General features: G+C 69.9%; 14 protein-coding genes and 1 tRNA gene. 3 read left to right on the plus strand and 12 right to left on the minus strand.

The window, feature by feature from the left end:
• Positions 1–118 precede the first annotated feature (118 nt).
• The 3 genes from ACZ4A5_RS19730 to ACZ4A5_RS19740 form a co-directional block, all read right to left on the minus strand.
• Positions 119–1,087: a DUF5926 family protein gene (locus ACZ4A5_RS19730; protein ID WP_467585318.1), complete on the minus strand. Its 969-nt coding sequence runs from the start codon at positions 1,085–1,087 to the stop codon at positions 119–121.
• Between the two features lie 569 nt (positions 1,088–1,656).
• Positions 1,657–2,130: an ATP-binding protein gene (locus ACZ4A5_RS19735; RefSeq protein WP_467585610.1), complete on the minus strand. Its 474-nt coding sequence runs from the start codon at positions 2,128–2,130 to the stop codon at positions 1,657–1,659.
• 181 nt (positions 2,131–2,311) lie between these two features.
• Complete coding sequence (locus tag ACZ4A5_RS19740) at positions 2,312–3,136, minus strand: glycerophosphodiester phosphodiesterase (RefSeq protein ID WP_467585321.1); 825 nt, start codon at positions 3,134–3,136, stop codon at positions 2,312–2,314.
• A 240-nt stretch (positions 3,137–3,376) separates the two neighbouring features.
• Between ACZ4A5_RS19740 and ACZ4A5_RS19745 the strand changes: the two genes are divergently transcribed.
• Together ACZ4A5_RS19745 and ACZ4A5_RS19750 are read left to right on the plus strand one after the other, a co-directional pair.
• Positions 3,377–4,969 (plus strand): S1C family serine protease, encoded by a 1,593-nt coding sequence (locus ACZ4A5_RS19745; protein ID WP_467585324.1) that lies wholly within the window; start codon positions 3,377–3,379, stop codon positions 4,967–4,969.
• Positions 4,970–5,063: 94 nt separating this feature from the next.
• Positions 5,064–5,153: transfer RNA gene (locus tag ACZ4A5_RS19750), tRNA-Ser, on the plus strand.
• An 820-nt stretch (positions 5,154–5,973) separates the two neighbouring features.
• On the opposite strand, the gene ACZ4A5_RS19755 is transcribed toward ACZ4A5_RS19750, so the two are convergent.
• The 7 genes from ACZ4A5_RS19755 to ACZ4A5_RS19785 form a co-directional block, all read right to left on the minus strand.
• Entirely contained in the window at positions 5,974–7,374 is a 1,401-nt protein-coding gene (locus ACZ4A5_RS19755; RefSeq protein WP_467585327.1) for a tyrosine-type recombinase/integrase, read from the minus strand.
• Positions 7,368–7,565 (minus strand): helix-turn-helix transcriptional regulator, encoded by a 198-nt coding sequence (locus tag ACZ4A5_RS19760; RefSeq protein ID WP_467585330.1) that lies wholly within the window; start codon positions 7,563–7,565, stop codon positions 7,368–7,370. The genes ACZ4A5_RS19755 and ACZ4A5_RS19760 overlap by 7 nt, the downstream gene beginning before the upstream one ends.
• Entirely contained in the window at positions 7,562–9,007 is a 1,446-nt protein-coding gene (locus ACZ4A5_RS19765; protein WP_467585332.1) for a replication initiator, read from the minus strand. Before ACZ4A5_RS19765 ends, ACZ4A5_RS19760 begins: the two co-directional genes overlap by 4 nt.
• 134 nt (positions 9,008–9,141) lie before the next feature.
• Positions 9,142–9,930 carry a DUF2637 domain-containing protein gene (locus tag ACZ4A5_RS19770; protein ID WP_467585336.1) on the minus strand — a complete coding sequence of 263 codons (789 nt, stop codon included), beginning with the start codon at positions 9,928–9,930 and terminating at the stop codon, positions 9,142–9,144.
• Between the two features lie 43 nt (positions 9,931–9,973).
• A complete protein-coding gene (locus ACZ4A5_RS19775; RefSeq protein WP_467585338.1) occupies positions 9,974–11,380 on the minus strand; it encodes an FtsK/SpoIIIE domain-containing protein in 1,407 nt (468 codons plus the stop codon).
• Positions 11,381–11,382: 2 nt separating this feature from the next.
• Entirely contained in the window at positions 11,383–11,574 is a 192-nt protein-coding gene (locus ACZ4A5_RS19780) for a hypothetical protein (protein ID WP_467585341.1), read from the minus strand.
• Positions 11,571–11,909, minus strand: a complete 339-nt coding sequence (locus ACZ4A5_RS19785; protein WP_467585345.1) for an SCO3933 family regulatory protein — start codon at positions 11,907–11,909, stop codon at positions 11,571–11,573. The genes ACZ4A5_RS19780 and ACZ4A5_RS19785 overlap by 4 nt, the downstream gene beginning before the upstream one ends.
• Positions 11,910–12,079: 170 nt before the next feature.
• Here ACZ4A5_RS19785 and ACZ4A5_RS19790 point away from each other — a divergent pair, with 170 nt between their 5' ends.
• Entirely contained in the window at positions 12,080–12,517 is a 438-nt protein-coding gene (locus ACZ4A5_RS19790) for a GntR family transcriptional regulator (RefSeq protein WP_467585348.1), read from the plus strand.
• Positions 12,518–13,756: 1,239 nt separating this feature from the next.
• Here the strand turns inward: ACZ4A5_RS19790 and ACZ4A5_RS19795 are convergent.
• Both ACZ4A5_RS19795 and ACZ4A5_RS19800 read right to left on the minus strand, forming a co-directional pair.
• On the minus strand, positions 13,757–14,785 hold the full coding sequence (locus tag ACZ4A5_RS19795) for a serine hydrolase domain-containing protein (protein WP_467585352.1): 1,029 nt from the start codon (positions 14,783–14,785) through the stop codon (positions 13,757–13,759).
• Positions 14,786–16,072, minus strand: coding sequence for a UDP-N-acetylglucosamine 1-carboxyvinyltransferase (locus ACZ4A5_RS19800; protein ID WP_467585356.1), 1,287 nt, complete (start codon positions 16,070–16,072; stop codon positions 14,786–14,788).

Genomic DNA, 16,072 nt, shown 5'->3' on the forward strand with positions numbered 1-16,072 from the left:
CCCCCCCCCCCCCCCCCCCCCCCCCCCCCCCCCCCCCCCCCCCCCCCCCCCCCCCCCCCCCCCCCCCCCCCCCCCCCCCCCCCCCCCCCCCCCCGTCCGTGCGAGGCCGGAGCCCCGGTCAGTTCAAGGTGATCTGACGGTTGGTGAGGCCGCCACGGGCGCGCCGCTCCTCGGCCGTCAGCGGCGCGTCGTCGGCGAGCGCCGCGGCCAGCCGCTCCGCGAACGCGGCGGCCGGCTTCTCGACGTCCTCCGCGCGCACCGCGGTCGGCAGATCCCACACCGGCACGGTCAGGCCGTGCGCGCGGAACGAGCCCACCAGGCGGGTGCCTTCGCCCAGGGAGGACGTGCCCGCGGCGTGCAGCCGGGCCAGGGCGTCCAGCAGCTTCTCCTCCGGGTGGGTCATGACCCAGCGCAGGTGGTTCTTCTCCGGGGTCTCGCACCAGTAGGCGGCGTCGACGCCGGACAGCCGGACCGTCGGGATGGCGGCGGCGTTGGCGCGGTCCAGGGAGGCCGCGACCTCCCCGGTCGCGTTCTCGGCGTTCTCGACCCAGAAGTCGAAGCCCTTGTGCACGACGGGTTCGAACGGCGCCGACGTCTCCAGCAGGTCCTGCAGACGCGGCCCGTCCGTACCGGTGCGCTCGGCGGCCACGGGGCTGCCGGGAGGCGCCGTCAGGGCGCGCTGGAGCGTGTGGGCCAGGTCGCGGCTCAGGTCGCCGGACGCGGTGTCGTTCTGGAGGCCCAGCAGGACGGCGCCGTTGTCCCGGCGGAGTGCGGGCCAGGCCATGGGCAGCACGGTGGCCAGCGTCACCGACGGCACGCCCTCCGGCAGGCCGCCCTTGAGGGTGAGCTCCACGGTCGCGGCGGGTACGAGCTCGCGCAGCGCGACCCAGTCGGCCTCGCCCGGCAGGCCCTCGAAGGGGCGCTGGACGAGCTCGGCCACCGCGTGCGCGGCCTCGCGGCCGTGGCACGCCTTGTAGCGCCGTCCCGACCCGCACGGGCAGGGCTCACGGGCACCGACGACGGGGATCGGGCCGTCGACGGCCGACGGCGTGGCGGCCTTGGTCTGGGGGCGGCGCTTCTTGGCCATGGTGAGCGGGTCTCCCGTTGGGGTGCGGATATGTGCGGCGAGCCTAGCGGCAGGCCGTGCCGCGGGGCCGCCGCGCGCCGTGTCCCCGCCGGACGGGCGCGTCCGGCGCGGCACGCGTGACTCCAGGGCTCCGGAGGGCGTGACTCCGTCTTGAGGCGGCACGGCCGCGCGTGGCGGAGCCGGAGGGCGGGGCGAGGCCCGCGGGACGCGAGGACGGTGTCGCGGCCGGACGGCGGATGAGCCGCCGCCGGGCTGGAGACGTCGCCGACGGACTGGAGGAGAGCCGTCGCCGATGCTGCGCACGAGTCGGAGCCAGCCCCGGAGCAGCCAGGCGTCGCCACCAAGCCGGAGCCGCCGAGACAGAGCCGCCAGGCCAGAGCCGCCAGGCCGGAGAAGAATGAGGACCGTACGCCGACGGCGCCCATGTGAACGCGGCCAGTGTGGTGATGGGGTGCCGCGGATCCGCGGACTTCCGACGTCCGCTCCGCGGGGCACACCGGCCGTACGCAGGCGCTTCCGAGCGCGCCCGCTCATGACGACCGCGCTGGTCTACGCGCGTCGCATCGTCGTCATGCCAGCTCGTCGATATCCGTGAACGCCATCTCGGGTGCCAGCTCCATCCGCGTCGTGAAGCTGTCACGCGCCGACAGACGGGCCCATACGGTCACCTCGCCACAGGCATCCCGTACGCCCCAGTCCTGGGAGAGGGCGCTGATGATGTTCAGGCCGCGGCCCCCGCGCGCGGTCACCGAAGGTGTGGCCGGAAGTGGCCGGGTCGGGCCTCCCCCGTCCGTGACCTCGACCGTGAGCCGGCCGTGCGCGTCGAGTCTCCAGGCGGCACGTATCCCCCCGTCCTTCCCCCCGTCTCTGTCGCCGTTCTCCGGACTCAGCGGGCGCCCGTGCCGGTACGCGTTGCTGAGCAGCTCCGAAAGGATCAATACAGCGTCGTCGATGACCGAATCCGTTACCCCGCTGATGCGCAGATCCTCACGCATCCGGTGTCTTGCCTGGCCCACACCGGTTGGACCATGGGGTACGGCCATGATCGACGACGTGGGCACCTCCTGTGCCACCACCAACGCCACCCCCGAGACCTCCTTTGCCCCACGTCAGGGGATGGATGCCCCAATGGACTGGACCGGAAACCGGCCATCCCGGAGACGGTGGGGCACTCGGCGAGGTCGAACACGCACCGAACGCGCCGGTGCACTCCATGTAATGGAGCTACAGCCGGCCGAGCTGTGAAAGCACCTGTTTGGGCCGGTTCGTGATGACCGCGTCCACTCCCGCGCGGACACACAGTTCGACGTCGGCCGGGTCGTTCACCGTCCACACGTGGACCCGGTGCCCCGCGCGGTGCACCCGCGCCACGTAGCCGGGGTCCTTCCGTACGATCCGGATGCTCGGCCCCGCGATCCGTACACCCGCGGGCAGCCGGCCGTCGCGGTGGCGCGGGGAGACGAACTGCATCAGATAGACGGTCGGGATGCTCGGGGCGCCCGCCCGCACGCGGTGCAGGGAGCGCGCCGAGAAGCTCATCACGCGCACCGGTGAGGGCTCGCCCGCGGGCGGCTCGGTGAGGCCGAAGCGGCCCAGCAGGTCGAGCAGCTTCGCCTCGACCTGGCCCGCCCAGCGGGTCGGATGCTTGGTCTCGATGGCCAGCTCGACGCGGCGGTCCGCGTCGACGACGAGTTCGAGGAGCCGCTCCAGGGTGAGGACGGAGGTGGCGTCCAGATCGGGCTCCTCCTCGTCCGTGGCCATGCCCTTCCACGAGCCGAAGTCGAGGGTGGAGAGGTCGGCCAGTTCGAGGGAGGAGACCGCGCCGCGGCCGTTGGACGTGCGGTTGACGCGGCGGTCGTGGACGCAGACCAGATGCCCGTCGGCGGTGAGGCGCACATCGCACTCCAGCGCGTCGGCGCCGTCCTCGATCGCTTTGCGGTAGGCGGACAGGGTGTGTTCCGGAGCGTCCTCGGACGCTCCGCGGTGGGCGATGACGGCGAGCGGGTGGCGCTCGGGGCGGAGGTCCCGGGCCGGGTGCGCATAGGTCACCGCGTTATGGTGCCACCGCCTGGCACAATCGCGCATGCGCACTGTTTGCCTTGTTTGCCCCGGAGTAAAGGGCTACAGGTCCGGTCACAGGCTCCGCTTACGGTGGTCTGACGTGTCATGGGAAAAGCTGGCAGCAGACCGGATCCATGGCATGAGCACGGGGGTGTGCCCGTAGCCAAGGCCGGGCGCCGCGCATGACACTGATGTGCACCTGACGATGCACGTGATGAGGAGAGAGCTGTGAGCACCGAGAACGAGGGCGCTGCCGTTCCGCCTGCGCCCGGCCCGGGTACGACGCCTGCGGCGTCGGCAGCCGAGCCGGAGCGCCCCGTTCCCTCCGTACCGCCGGTGCCGAGTGCTCCGCCGGCGGCCGGTGAGGGGGCGGCCCCTTCCGCTCCGGCTTCCGCTCCCGCAGCCCCTTCCGCCCCCGCTGACGCGCCCGCTCCGGCGGAGACGGCGCAGCTTCCCGCGGCCGGTGCGGGTGAGGAGAGCGCGCCCGCTCCCGCCCAGGCCGCCGCGCCTCAGCAGCAGACCGCCGCCTTCGCGCCGGGCGCGGCGCCCGGTCAGCACCAGCCCGGCGCGCAGGGCGGCTGGTACGGCGGTGGGCCCGGCCCGCAGCAGCCGTACGGCGGCGCGCCCGCGGCCCCCGGCGGCCCGACCGGCGTGTGGGGCGCGCCGGGCGCCTACCCCCCGCCGCGCAAGCGCGCGGGCGGCCTCGTCGCCGCCGTCCTGGCGGCGGCCCTCGTCGCGGGTGGCGTCGGCGGCGGCATCGGCTTCTGGGCGGCGGACCGCAACAGCGGTGAGTCGTCGACGACGCTCACCGCGTCCGGCGACCCGAAGACGGAGAGCCGTACGCCCGGTTCCGTGGCGGACATCGCGAGCAAGGCGCTGCCCAGCGTCGTCACCATCGAGGCGCAGAGCGGCGGCGGCGAGGGCGGCACGGGCACCGGCTTCGTCTACGACAAGCAGGGCCACATCCTGACGAACAACCACGTCGTCGCGTCGGCGGCGCAGGGTGGCGGCAAGCTGACGGCGACGTTCTCCAACGGCAAGCAGTACGACGCCGAGGTGGTCGGCCGCGCGCAGGGTTACGACGTGGCCGTCATCAAGCTGAAGGACCCGGCCGGCGCGGCCCTCAACCCCATCCCGCTCGGCGACTCCGACAAGACGGCGGTCGGTGACGCGACGATCGCGATCGGCGCGCCCTTCGGTCTGTCCGGCACGGTCACCACCGGCATCGTGAGCGCGAAGAAGCGGCCGGTCGCCTCCAGCGACGGCGGCGGCACGGGCAACGCCTCGTACATGAGCGCCCTCCAGACCGACGCGTCGATCAACCCGGGCAACTCCGGCGGGCCGCTGCTCAACGCCCAGGGCGCGGTCATCGGCATCAACTCCGCCATCCAGTCCGCCAACAGCGGCGGCGGCTTCGGCGGCGGCCAGCAGCAGGCGGGCAGCATCGGCCTCGGCTTCGCGATCCCGATCAAGCAGGCCAAGAACGTCGCCGACCAGCTGATCAAGACCGGCAAGCCGGTCTACCCGGTCATCTCGGCCACCCTGAACACGCGGGAGTCCGGCAACGGCGCCAAGATCGCCTCCGGCGGCGACGGCAGCGCCCCGGCCGTCACGCCGGGCGGCCCGGCCGACAAGGCGGGCCTGAAGGCCGGCGATGTGATCACCAAGCTCGACGACACGGCGATCGACAGCGGCGCCACCCTGATCAGCGAGATCTGGACCCACCGCCCCGGCGACAAGGTCACGGTCACCTACACCCGCGACGGCAAGCAGGCGACGACGGAGATCACCCTGGGCCAGCGCGAGGGCGACCGGAACTGACATCCCACGGCCATCCCCCGGCCAACCGACCCTGCACGCACCAAATGAGCAGACGGTAGGCTGTACCCGCTCCGCAGCAGGTGGGCGGGTGCGGGGAGGCTTGCCCGAGCGGCCTAAGGGAACGGTCTTGAAAACCGTAGTGGCGGCAACGTCACCGTGGGTTCGAATCCCACAGTCTCCGCCATATGCGCGTTAGCGCAGGTCAGAAGAGGTGTCCCTGGGTGGGGCACCTCTTTCGCGTTGGGGGCTGTCTCACCTCGTACCGCCTGTTTCCCAGCTCTAACCGGCGCGTGCGGACCAGGCGCGGACCAAGGTCCGGGCGGTCGTGTGTCCGCTCTCAGCCTTAGGGCTTGTCCGGTGGGTCGGCACCGATCCGTGGGACACGCCTTCGGCCCGCCCGGCTACTGTAATCCGCCGATGTCAGGGGCAGGAGTCAATGCGGACCGAGCCGATGGTCACGGACGGGTTGAAAAACATGGGGCTTGGGCCCTGCCTAACGACGTTGCCTGTGCAGTTACGGAACTGGAAGACGGTCATGCTCCCGCTACCCGCCCTGCTGCCAACCGCGACGCTTTGGATGTGGGTGGTCAGGGACGGATTGACACATTGCCCGACGCTGACTTCCCGAGAGCTGACGGTCGTGCCGTCGTCGACTTGAAGTGAACAGGTGGCAAGAGGGGCGGCTGAGGCGGCGGTTGCGAGGATGAGGGCGGCCCCGAGTGATCCGATGGCGCTGCTGGTGCGGGCGAGCCAGGGCAGGGATGGCATGGGTGGCCTCCAAGTGTGGTCGCTGCTGTGCGCGTGCACTCCCAGGTAAATCATCTGATCGTGGGACAGTTAACGCAATCACTCACAGGAGTGGGGGGCACGAACCCGAATCCAGGGCTGACCCCTCGGACACGTCCCAGCGACGAGGCGGGGGAACGGCTCGTCGCACCAGCAACGCAACAGCTCCCCTCTGACCGTATCGGGACGGTCGGAGAGGAGCTGTTGCGAGTCGGTATTCAGGAAGCGGCGTTGAGGGCTTGGTCGATGAGCTCGTTGGATTTCTGCTGGACGCCTCGGATGATCTTTGCGTAGAAGCGGTACAGGACGGCGATGCTGTGGCCCGCTCGTCGGGCCACCTCGGCCGGTTCGACTCCGGCTTTGAGCCAGAGAGAGATTCCGGCGTGGCGAAGGGCATAAGGCACCTCGGCCAGAGGGGTCTTCAACTCCTCGGGGGCGAGGACCCTTTCGCGGGCGGTCTGCCACAGTTCGCAGTATTCGGTGGAGCGGACCCGGCCGCCGCGTGCGGCGCGGAAGAGTCGGCCGTCGGGGGCGACGCCGTACGTCCTGATGTGCTCGCGGACCATCCTTACGAACACCGGTGGGATGGGCACCGATCGGGTGGCCCGCCGAGCACGGTGCTTCAGGCCGCGTTTCTCGTAGGACTTGCCGTCGTCCGTCCATCCTGAGCCGACCTCAGGGCGACTCTCTTCGAGGAGGAGTTCCCCCCAGGCGTCTTCGTCGTCCTCGGGCGGCAGGATGAAGTCCGACTCCTTGACCGCCACGGCTTCGCTCGGGCGCGTGACGGCGTAGTAGAGGCAGCCGAAGAAGGTTTCGAGGTGTTCGCCGCGTGGTCCTTGATCCTTCACCGCCTGCATCAGTGATCTCGCGAGCCGCGGGTCCGGGACGTACCGGAAGTCGATCTCGTCGTCTGTCGGCGGCGGAGACCAGTTGATGCGCTTCATTGGGTGGACCGTGAAGATCTCGCGTTCGACGGCATAGCCGAGAACGTTGCTCAGGACCATGCGCTTGCGCTTCTCGGTGTTCTCGGCGGCCATGTCGCCGTTGAGCTTCAGGGCCAGCGCTCGGAGAGCCGTGCGCAGGTGATCAGGCTTGGCTGCCTCGGTGATCACCAGTGAGTGCTTGGACAGCCAGCTCAGAGCCGCTATGACGTCGGCGGGCGGTCTCTCGACTTCCAGGCGGCTTACCCACTCGCCTTCGTCGTCCTTGCAGAGCCTGAACGTCCAGGCGTAGAGGGCCTGTCGCATGACTTTGGGGTCGGGTGCACCCCGGGTGGTGTCGACCAGGACAGGCGTCACGATGGCCAGGGCTTCGGCGATGCTGGCCCGGTGCTTGGCCGAGGTGTCCGGCCACTTCATGAGGACGTACGCCTTCGTGTGCTCGAACCAGGTGGGCGTGTTGCGTGCGAGCAGTTCCCCGGCAGGGAGACCGGTTTCCGTGTCGAACTGCTCGCGTTTGCGGAGAGCCGCCAGCAGTTCCGATCGTCGGCCGTCTGCCTGTTCCCAGAGCCGGAAGCTCTTGGAGTGTTCCCGGCCGCCGACCACCCACCGGATCATGTGCGGCTTGGCGCGGCCCTTTCTGGTCCGGATGTCCCAGAACTTCACGTCGTAGGTCAGCACGCCATCGACTCCTCGCAGGCGACGAACCAGGCGTCGAGGTCGTTCCGGCGTACGCGTATCTGTCCGTTGGGGAGCTTCAGGATCTTGGGTGCCTTGCCGCGGGCGCGCATGCGGTAGAAGGCGGCGCGGCTCATGCGGAGTTCTTCGAGGACCTCGGGGAGGGTCAGGGCGGGGGTTCGGGTGGTGCTCATTGCCAGGGCTCCCCTTCGGTGGTGGCGCGTCGTTCTTGGTCGATGTGGTGGCGGACTTGGGCGGCGAGGAGGTGTTCGCCGGGGCTGTAGCCGGAGCCGAGATAGCGCCAGTCGGAGACGAGGAGGACCGTTTCTTCGATGCCGGTGGGAGCGTCGTGCTCGGTGGGTCGGTGCCAGGTGCGGCGGATGTCGCGGAGGGCGCCGAGGGTGGTGGAGTAGCGGCGGGATTTGGTGGAGAAGTGGCCGCGGAAGCCGAGCATGTGGGCCCATTTGCGGAGGCGGAGTTCGGCGAGTTCCTCCAGGCCGCCGAGGTCCCAGCAGGTTTCGATCATGCGGCGGGCATGGCGGCTGATTTTGAGGGTGGCGAGGGGTTCGGCCTGTCCGGTGCCGTGGCACTTGCCGCAGGGGCGGGAGGCGCCCTTCTCGGTGACGGTGGTGCCGGTGCCTGTGCAGGGGTAGCAGTGCAGCGGCCGGTCAACGGTTCCGGCGGATTCGGCGCCCTTGGTGGCGTACTTGGCGACGTAGCCCGCCACGGCCTCATCGCTCAACGGGGCGCCGGCGGAGGCTTCGGCGATCTCGCGGACGTCGATCTGTTCGCCCCACCGCAGCAGCTTCGGCCCGGTCACTGTGGAGTCCACGGAGAGCGTGACGTGCCCGGCGGCCGCGGTGATCGCGTCGGTGAGCACCTGGGTTGTGGCGGCGGCCGGGGGTGGCTGGGTGCTGCCGTCGGGGCCGTCGAAGCGGATGACCGCGTGGAAGTGGACGAGGCCGCGGCGCTGGTACTCGGCGACCTTGGCGTAGGAGAGCCGCAGGTGGTCTTTCAACTCCTTGAGGGGCAGGCCGAGGGCGCGGGCGACGTAGCGCCGGAGGTAGGTCGTGAAGCGCGCCCACAGTTCGCCTGCGTGGGCGTTCCACAGGACGGCGCCCGCGTAGTCGTACCGGTCGGGGTCCAGCGGCGTGCCGAGGACGGGGGAGCCGTCGGGGTGGGTCCGGCCGCAGCGGCAGCCCAGGGTCTTGCCGGTCTTGGCCCGGCGGTTGCCGTGGACCGGGCCGAAGGACGGGGCGGTGAGGGTGGCGAAGACGCGGGGGTGTGCACGAACGGTCTCGGGGATGTTCTTGCCGCCGGTCAGCCCGGCTTTGATCAGTTGGTAGGTGTCTCCGGCGTAGACGCGGGAGCAGGCCGGGCAGCGGGAGACGCGGCGGTTGCCGCAGGTGGTCAGCAGGCGCCCGGTCGGCTCGTCGGCGGTCGAGTACGAGCGCAGGATCTCCTGCGTGGCGGCGTCGACGGTGGCGGTCGAGCCCATGAGCTGTACGGGGCGGGTGCAGCCGCGGACCTGTCGGACCTGCTCTTGTACGCGGTCGAAGTCGGGGAGTTGGAGCAACTCGATCAGGTCGCGGACGGCGGGGCTGGCGACATGGCGGAGGTCGAGGAGGCGGGTCATGCCGTCGGGCCTTTCTTACTGGTGCTGAGGCCGCCGCCCGGCAGCAACTGCCCATTGAGACAGGCGGGTTGCTGCCGGAGGGCATGGCGGATCGAGACGGGTCGGACGAGGGATCGCCAAAGGCGGCGGGAGGGTCAGGCGGTGAGCTGGGCGTGTGCCGCGGCGGCCAGCGGGAGGCCGACACCGAGGCGGGCCCTGAGCTGGGGCACGGTGATGGGTGCCCCGTGCTCTGCCTGGTGGGACTCGGCGATGGTGCGGGCCGCCTTGAGCAGCGGCTCAGGTACCGCAAGGGCGGCGGCCGCAGGGACCGGGGCCGGAGCTGGGGACGCCGGCATGGGTGACGGGACCGGAACGGGGGCCGGGCCCGGGGCCTGTACCGGAGCCGGGGAAGGCCAAGGATCTGCGACAGGCACCGGGGCGTCGAGGACCGGTTCAGTCACCGTGGCTTCAGCGGCGGGGGCGAGCCCGACGGCGGTCTCGACGGCGGGACCGGGCACGGGCACGGGGTCGGGGGCGGGTGTGGTGACGGTGTGGAAGTGGCGCAGGAGCTGCGGGCCGACCTGACCCCAGCCGAGGAGGAGCAGCGGGGCGACCGCGTCGACGGCGGCGCGGCCGTAGTGCCCGGCGGCGATGGGTTCGGCGATATTGAGAGCCAGGGTCAGCAGGCCGGACAGGTGCATCAGGCGAGTTGCCGCCCTCAGCTCCGCCGCCGGGACACCGCGCAGGGACAGGTAGCGCAGGCCGACCAGGAGGCCGACGACGGACAGGTCAACCATGGGAGCGATCAGCGGAGCCACCGGGGCCGGGACGCCGAGGCGCAGGGCCAGGGCCCAGACGTTGCCGAAGGAGAAGACGAACGCCAGCCCGGCAATGACAGCCATGACCACGGTCACCGTGCGCTGAGTGATCCGGTTCTCCACCATGAGGATTCACCTCCTTTCACGAGGGGATTGAGTGCCGGGCAGGTCAGGCCGCTTCGGCTTCTACGCCGTCGAACTCCGCCTCCAGGCCGTGCGGGCCGGTGAAGGCGGCGAGGAGTCCGGCCGGGTCCTGGGTGAGGTGGGCGGTGGCCTCTGCGACCCGGGCGGCGTCGGCCGGGTCCACGAACGGGGTGCGGATGCGGGTGTACCCGGGGCGCCCCTGGATGGCCATGGACGCCACACCCCGGTAGACCGGGCTCTGCAAGGAAACGGGGTTGGCATCGGGCCAGTTGCGGATGTCGTCACCGAGCGCGGCAACCGAGGCTTCCGCGGTCCTCTGCGCGAAGCTGAGCCCGACCGGGCACACGTCCCGGATGAAAGTCGGGATCGCGTCACCGGTGCTCTTCTGCGTGGCGAGGATGACCAGGATGCCGACGGAACGGCCCTTCTTCACCAAGTCCTCAACAAGCCGCGCGTTCTCCGCCGCCAGCGCGGCGAGCTTCTTCGTCTCCGGGTCGCTGCCCTTGTAGTCACGGAAGTACGTGTGGGCTTCATCGATGACCAGAACGGTCAGCGGCCACGACGCCGAGGGGCCGACGTGCCACATGTTCGTGGCACCGAGGAGGCTGCGGATCGAGGCGGAGCGGTCCCGGCGCAGCTTCACCAACCGCTTGAAGAGCGCGTTCGCTTCGGCCAGATCGTCACCGACGAAGGCGAACAACCGCCCGATGACGTCCGCGTAATCACCCTCATGAGCAGCGGATACCTTGCCGTCCGCCACCGCGAACTGCACCGCCGGAGACGGCGCCATATCGCAGACGAACTTGTTGATCAGGCTGGTCTTCCCGTAGCCGGGAAGCCCGGCCACGGTCACGCCGGGAACACCGTCGAGACCGACGTCCATCGGCTCCGCGTACTCGTCCAACCCCAGGTCCCAGATGGCCAGGTCCGCAGGCTCCTCCCCGGTCGGCACGTGCTCGGTGGGCGCGCTCAGCGGGTCCACGCGCACCCCGCGGATCACCACCCGGCCGGGACCGTCCGGGAGGACGGAGACCCTGGTGCACCGCCACGCGTCCGCCAGGTACGGGGCCGCACGCTGGAACTCCTCCAAGCCGACCTTCGGCAGGCAGGTTGCCCGGACGACTACCCCGTAGTGATCGGCCGTGACCACGATCCGGGGCGTTCGCACCCGCGGTTTGGGGGTCTTGCCTTCCTTGGTGGTCAGCTCGTCCATGAACGTGGGCGTCCGGTCGGTCACCGTCAGACCGGTCAGCCGGGCCAGGCGCCGCCAGCGACGGCGGATGACGAACGCCTGCCGCATGCTCGCCCGCAGCATCCCGTCCGCCCGCACGTACCGCACGATCCCCAGCACGAGGGACAGAGTGATCAGGGCGGCGATCAGGGCGAGGACCGCCCCGGCGATGACCGGGGCGACCTCCACAACATCGGACACGTTCACCGGGCGCCCCCGGGTACGTACAGGAAGCGGTAGAGCACCTGCCGCAGGTCCACCAAGTCCTCAGTGCCCAAGCCCGGGTAGCCCCGCGACTCGATCAGAGCGCCGATGTCGAGGACCAGGCCCAGCGTGAACCGGGGATCGTAGTCACCTTCAGGAACGATCGGGAGTATCCGCCCGGCGGGCCTCACTGGACCAGCTCCAGAGACGACGCCCGGTAGGCGACACCATCCGACAGCGACCCGTTGAAGATCCGCGCCCACGGGGTGGCGATGAGGTCGACCGGCCGCAGAGCCCGGCCGGGCTGGAGACCCTCCGGCAGGCCCGAAGCCGGAACGGTGATCTTCATGACGTCGGCGCGGCCGTCCTCCATCAGCATCACCGTCACCGTGTACAGGCTCTCCCCGCTGTCCCGGTCCGTCGCGATCTCACCCGTGGCCGGGTCCTTGATCTTCGGAGCGGGCAGCGTGCCCGCCATCATCACCGCAGAAGGCAGCAGTGCAACACGAATGCGCGTCATAGCCATAGCAGTTGAGTCCTTTCATCACTCCCGGGGCGTCGTCCCGGCGTGATCACAGACAACCACACCACCTACATCACATGCAACACCTACAACACCTAGTTCATGTGTCTTAGGTGTGGTTGGTGGGTGATATAGGTGTGCCATCTGTGTGGTAAGCGCCGTATCCTGCGGGCATGACACTGCCGCTCGAAGACGATTCGAGGCCGCCGTACATGCAGGTGGCCGAAGTCCTACGCAAGGAGATCAGTCAGGGGCGGCTCAAGCCAGGCGACAAGCTTCCAACCTCCCGCGACCTGCAAGAGCGCTACAGCATCGCCAGCGCCACCGTCCAGAACGCCCTTCGTCTGATCAAGAGCGAGGGTCTGATCTACACCGTGCAGGGGCGCGGCAACTTTGTCCGCAGTGACGCCGCCGCGGAGGCGGAGCCGGGCGCGGATGCCAAGAAGGGGACGGGAAAGGCCGGGCCGGAGACCCTCCCCCCGACCCGGATGCATTCCGCCGAATACAACGAACTCGCTCAGCAGATCAACGAGTTGACCGCCACTGTGGATGACCTCCGAGCGGTCGTCCGCGAGCTCACATCAGCGCTTCAGAAGAAGTCTCGGCGATAGCGTCTGCGAGAGCCTGGATTTCCTCCCACAAAGCAGCCACCTCACCACACAGCTCCGCCAAACGCCCTTCCAGTGCCGCGATTTCGTAATCAGACATACCGCCCCCCGTCTCCGCACCTTACTTAACGATCTTGACCGGCGCAGCTCAAATACGTGACCAGCGCGCGCCATGTCGCGACCTGTTGATCAGTAGAGCAGTAAGTGCCTGTGGATAGATTTTTGCGAGCCGCCGGGTAGCTGGACGCGCACGTCACCACCAGGCCCGATGTGGCCAACAGGGCTTCAGGAACGAAAAAGGCCGCCCGAAATCCAGAGCGGCAGAAAAGGTGCGACGCCAAAGGGCGACAAGAGAAACGTCGAGGCGTCGGAGGCCGAAGTGTCAGAGGAAGTCGCGCATTCCAGCGGAAGGCGTGAGAGGCACCGCTCCCCGATACGGGGCAAAAGAGCCAGGGCGGGCGGGAGTTCAGGCGGCCCGTTGCGGGCGCATTGCGACACTGGTCAGCGTGCAGTGTCCCCTGCACAGCAGGGAAGGCAGCTCTAAGCAGCCTCTCACACCCCCTTCGGCGATCAGCGTACGAAGATCATCGCATGCACAGGCCACCCATCCGAATCAGCCGCAGTGTGATCTGAACCGGACCACGGCCACCATGCATTCGAAGGGTCCCCCTCCGATTCGGTGACAGCCGTGGAGCCCTCGGGAGCATCCTGAACGGGCTGGGGACGCGGTCTCGGTCGGTGGGGCTGGCAGAGCGTCTCGCGACGCCGGATGGTGGTGGGCGGGCAGGCTGTTCAGAGTTTCTGTACTTGTTCAAGGCGGCCCGCTGACGCGGCCCGCGCGCGCTGGCGGCCCGTGGCCGCCGCCCGCTCCTGTCTCCGCCCCGCTACACGGCGGCCCCCGGCCGCTCAGCGCGCAATACCGCTTCGCCCACCGCACAGAGCACGTCCCGACCCCCGACCATCCGGCCAGGCCCCCCACCTTCCGCCGCCGCGAGTCGCGTGCCGAGCCCCACCTCCAGGACCACGCTCCCAGCCGTGCATGTGCTGCCGACACCCGCGGTGACACGACCTCGGAGGCAGAGCCTCAGACATCAATGGCGTGGTACCTGTCCGCTACGGCTGAGCGAGGCACACGTGGCGGGTGATCGTCACAGCGCGGGCGCGTCGTGGCTGACTGGTGGGGGTGGCCGACCACGAGGGGAAGCGTGATCGGCCAGTAACTCCGGTGCAGGCAATCTGAGATCAGGTTGAGGAGATGGTCTTCAGGGCGAGGGACCTCAGCGGTGCGAGGCGGGTTCGGGCCGGGCCGTTGTAGACGGCGTTCGTGCAGACAACCAGGTAGCGGCCGGTCGACGGGGCGAGGTAGAGGCTGGTGCCGGTGAAGCCGTGGTGATACGCGACGGACCCGCCGTCGGCGAGAATCCACGACAGGCCGCGATCGAGGCCCGGTTCGATCGCGGCTTGCGGGACGAGGCTGGCGTCGAGCCAGGTGCCCAGCGGGTGGGTCTCGTCGGCGCAGAGCAGGGTTTGGGCGTAGGCGGCGAGGTCGGCGGGGGTGGAGAACACCCCGGCGTGTCCGGCCACACCGCCCATGAGTGCGGCGTTGTCGTCGTGCGCGGTTCCCCAGGTTCGAGGGGCGCCGAGGAGCCGCTGTTCGGTGGGCGCGACGTCGGGTGTGCGGGTGACCGGGCCGTAGGACGTGCTGTGCATGCCGAGTTCGCCCCACATGGCAGCCGCGAGTTCATCGAGCGGCCGACGGTGGATGTGGGTGAGGGCGAGGCCGAGAAGGATGTAACCGCGGTTGATATAGCGGTGCGTGCCCGGGGTGTCCTCCAGCGGTTCACGGCACAGGAGTTCGTGCAGCGGCAGGTCCGCACCCCGGTAGTGGTCCAGGCGGGTGGAGGCCCGGATGCCGGAGGTGTGTGCGATCAACTGCCGTACGGTCGTCTCCCCGCTGGGCGTCTCGCCGTTCATCGCGGGAAGGCTGTCGCGAACAGGGGCGTCCAGGTCGATCAGACCGTCCCGGACGGAGCGGCCGATAAGCGGCCAGGTGGCGACGACCTTCGTCAGGGACGCGATGTCGTAGAGGGTGTGCGCGGTCGGCGGCTGCGGTCCGCACTCGGGGGCGACCATGCCGGCCGCCATGACTTCCTGCTGGCCGTCGATGCTTCCGGCGACGACGACACCGCCAGGGCCCGCGCCGTCGGCAACGACCTCACGCAGCGTTTCGTGGAGGCGGGCGGTGTCATCGGCGCTGAACGGTACGGGCATCTAGTCCTCCGGTTCGACGGTGATCTCGGCGCCCAGCCTGGCCAGGTTGGCGAGCAGATGGCCGTAGCCGCGCCGGAGATGGTGCAGGCCCCGGATCGTAGAGGTGCCGTCGGCCGTCAGGGCGGCGATCAGCAACGCCGTCACCGCCCGGATGTCCGCGGCCTGCACGTCCGCAGCGTGAAGCCGCTCGGGGCCGCGCAGGCGGATCATTGACCCGGTGGTGGTGATGTCCGCGCCGAAGGCCCGCAGCGGGGCGACGTGGGTGTCGCGTCGTGGATACACGCGTTCGCCGATCAGCGAGGCCCCGGCAGCCTGCGTGAGCATGGCCGCCAACTGCGGGGCTGTGTCGGTGGGCAGGCCGGGGTGGGGGCCGGTAGCCGTCTCCACCCCTGACAACGTCCCGGCGAGCCGTACGCGGACGGTTTGGCCGTCGGCAGTGAGGGCGATGCCCGCGCGGGCGAACGCGGCGATCAGTCCCCCGGGAAGATGGGCGAGTGTGATGCCGTCCAGATCGATGCTTCCGCCAGTCGCAGCAGCCGCCATGGCGACGGTGGCTGCCTCGATGCGGTCGCCCGCCACCGTGAAGGTGCCGCCGTCGATCCAGTCGCTCCCTGATACGTGCAGCCCTTCCACGTCCCAGCCGATCGCCACACCCCGCCCGGCGAGGAACCGGCAGGTCTCGGTGACTTCGGGCTCGGTGCTCGCACTGGTGATCAGCGAGGTTCCCGGCGTACGCGAAGCCAGCAGCAGCGCGGTCACCGTCGCTCCCAGGCTTGGCCCGTATGGGGTGTTCACGTCCACGGTGAATGCGCGCAGGCCGCGCCGCCCGGACAGAACCCGGAGGCCCTGCGTAGTGGGAATGATCTCTGCCCCGGCTGCGTGCATTGCCGCTAGATGCCGGTCGATCAACCGAGGGCAGAACGCGTCACCACCGGGGTACGGGAAGACGACCTCCCCGGCCCTGGCGAGGACGGCGGCAGCCAGTACGACCGCCGTGCGGATCTGCCGACCGAGATCCTGATGGATCACCGGGCTCAACGTGTCGGCCGGGCTGACCATGAACCGGTTGCCGTCGAACGTCGCATCCGTGCCGGTGTGCTGGAGGATGCGGGCACAGACGCCGGTGTCCACGATGTCAGGCGCCCGCTCCAGGACCAGCGGGACGTTGACCAGGAGTGCGGCCGCATACAGGTGCAGGGCGATGTTCTTGCTGCCCTGCACCGGATACCGGCCAGCCAGGACCCGGTTACCGGTGACCTGTACGAGCCCGTCCGGGACGGTGGCCAT

The organism is Streptomyces sp. NPDC025618, assembly GCF_055558795.1.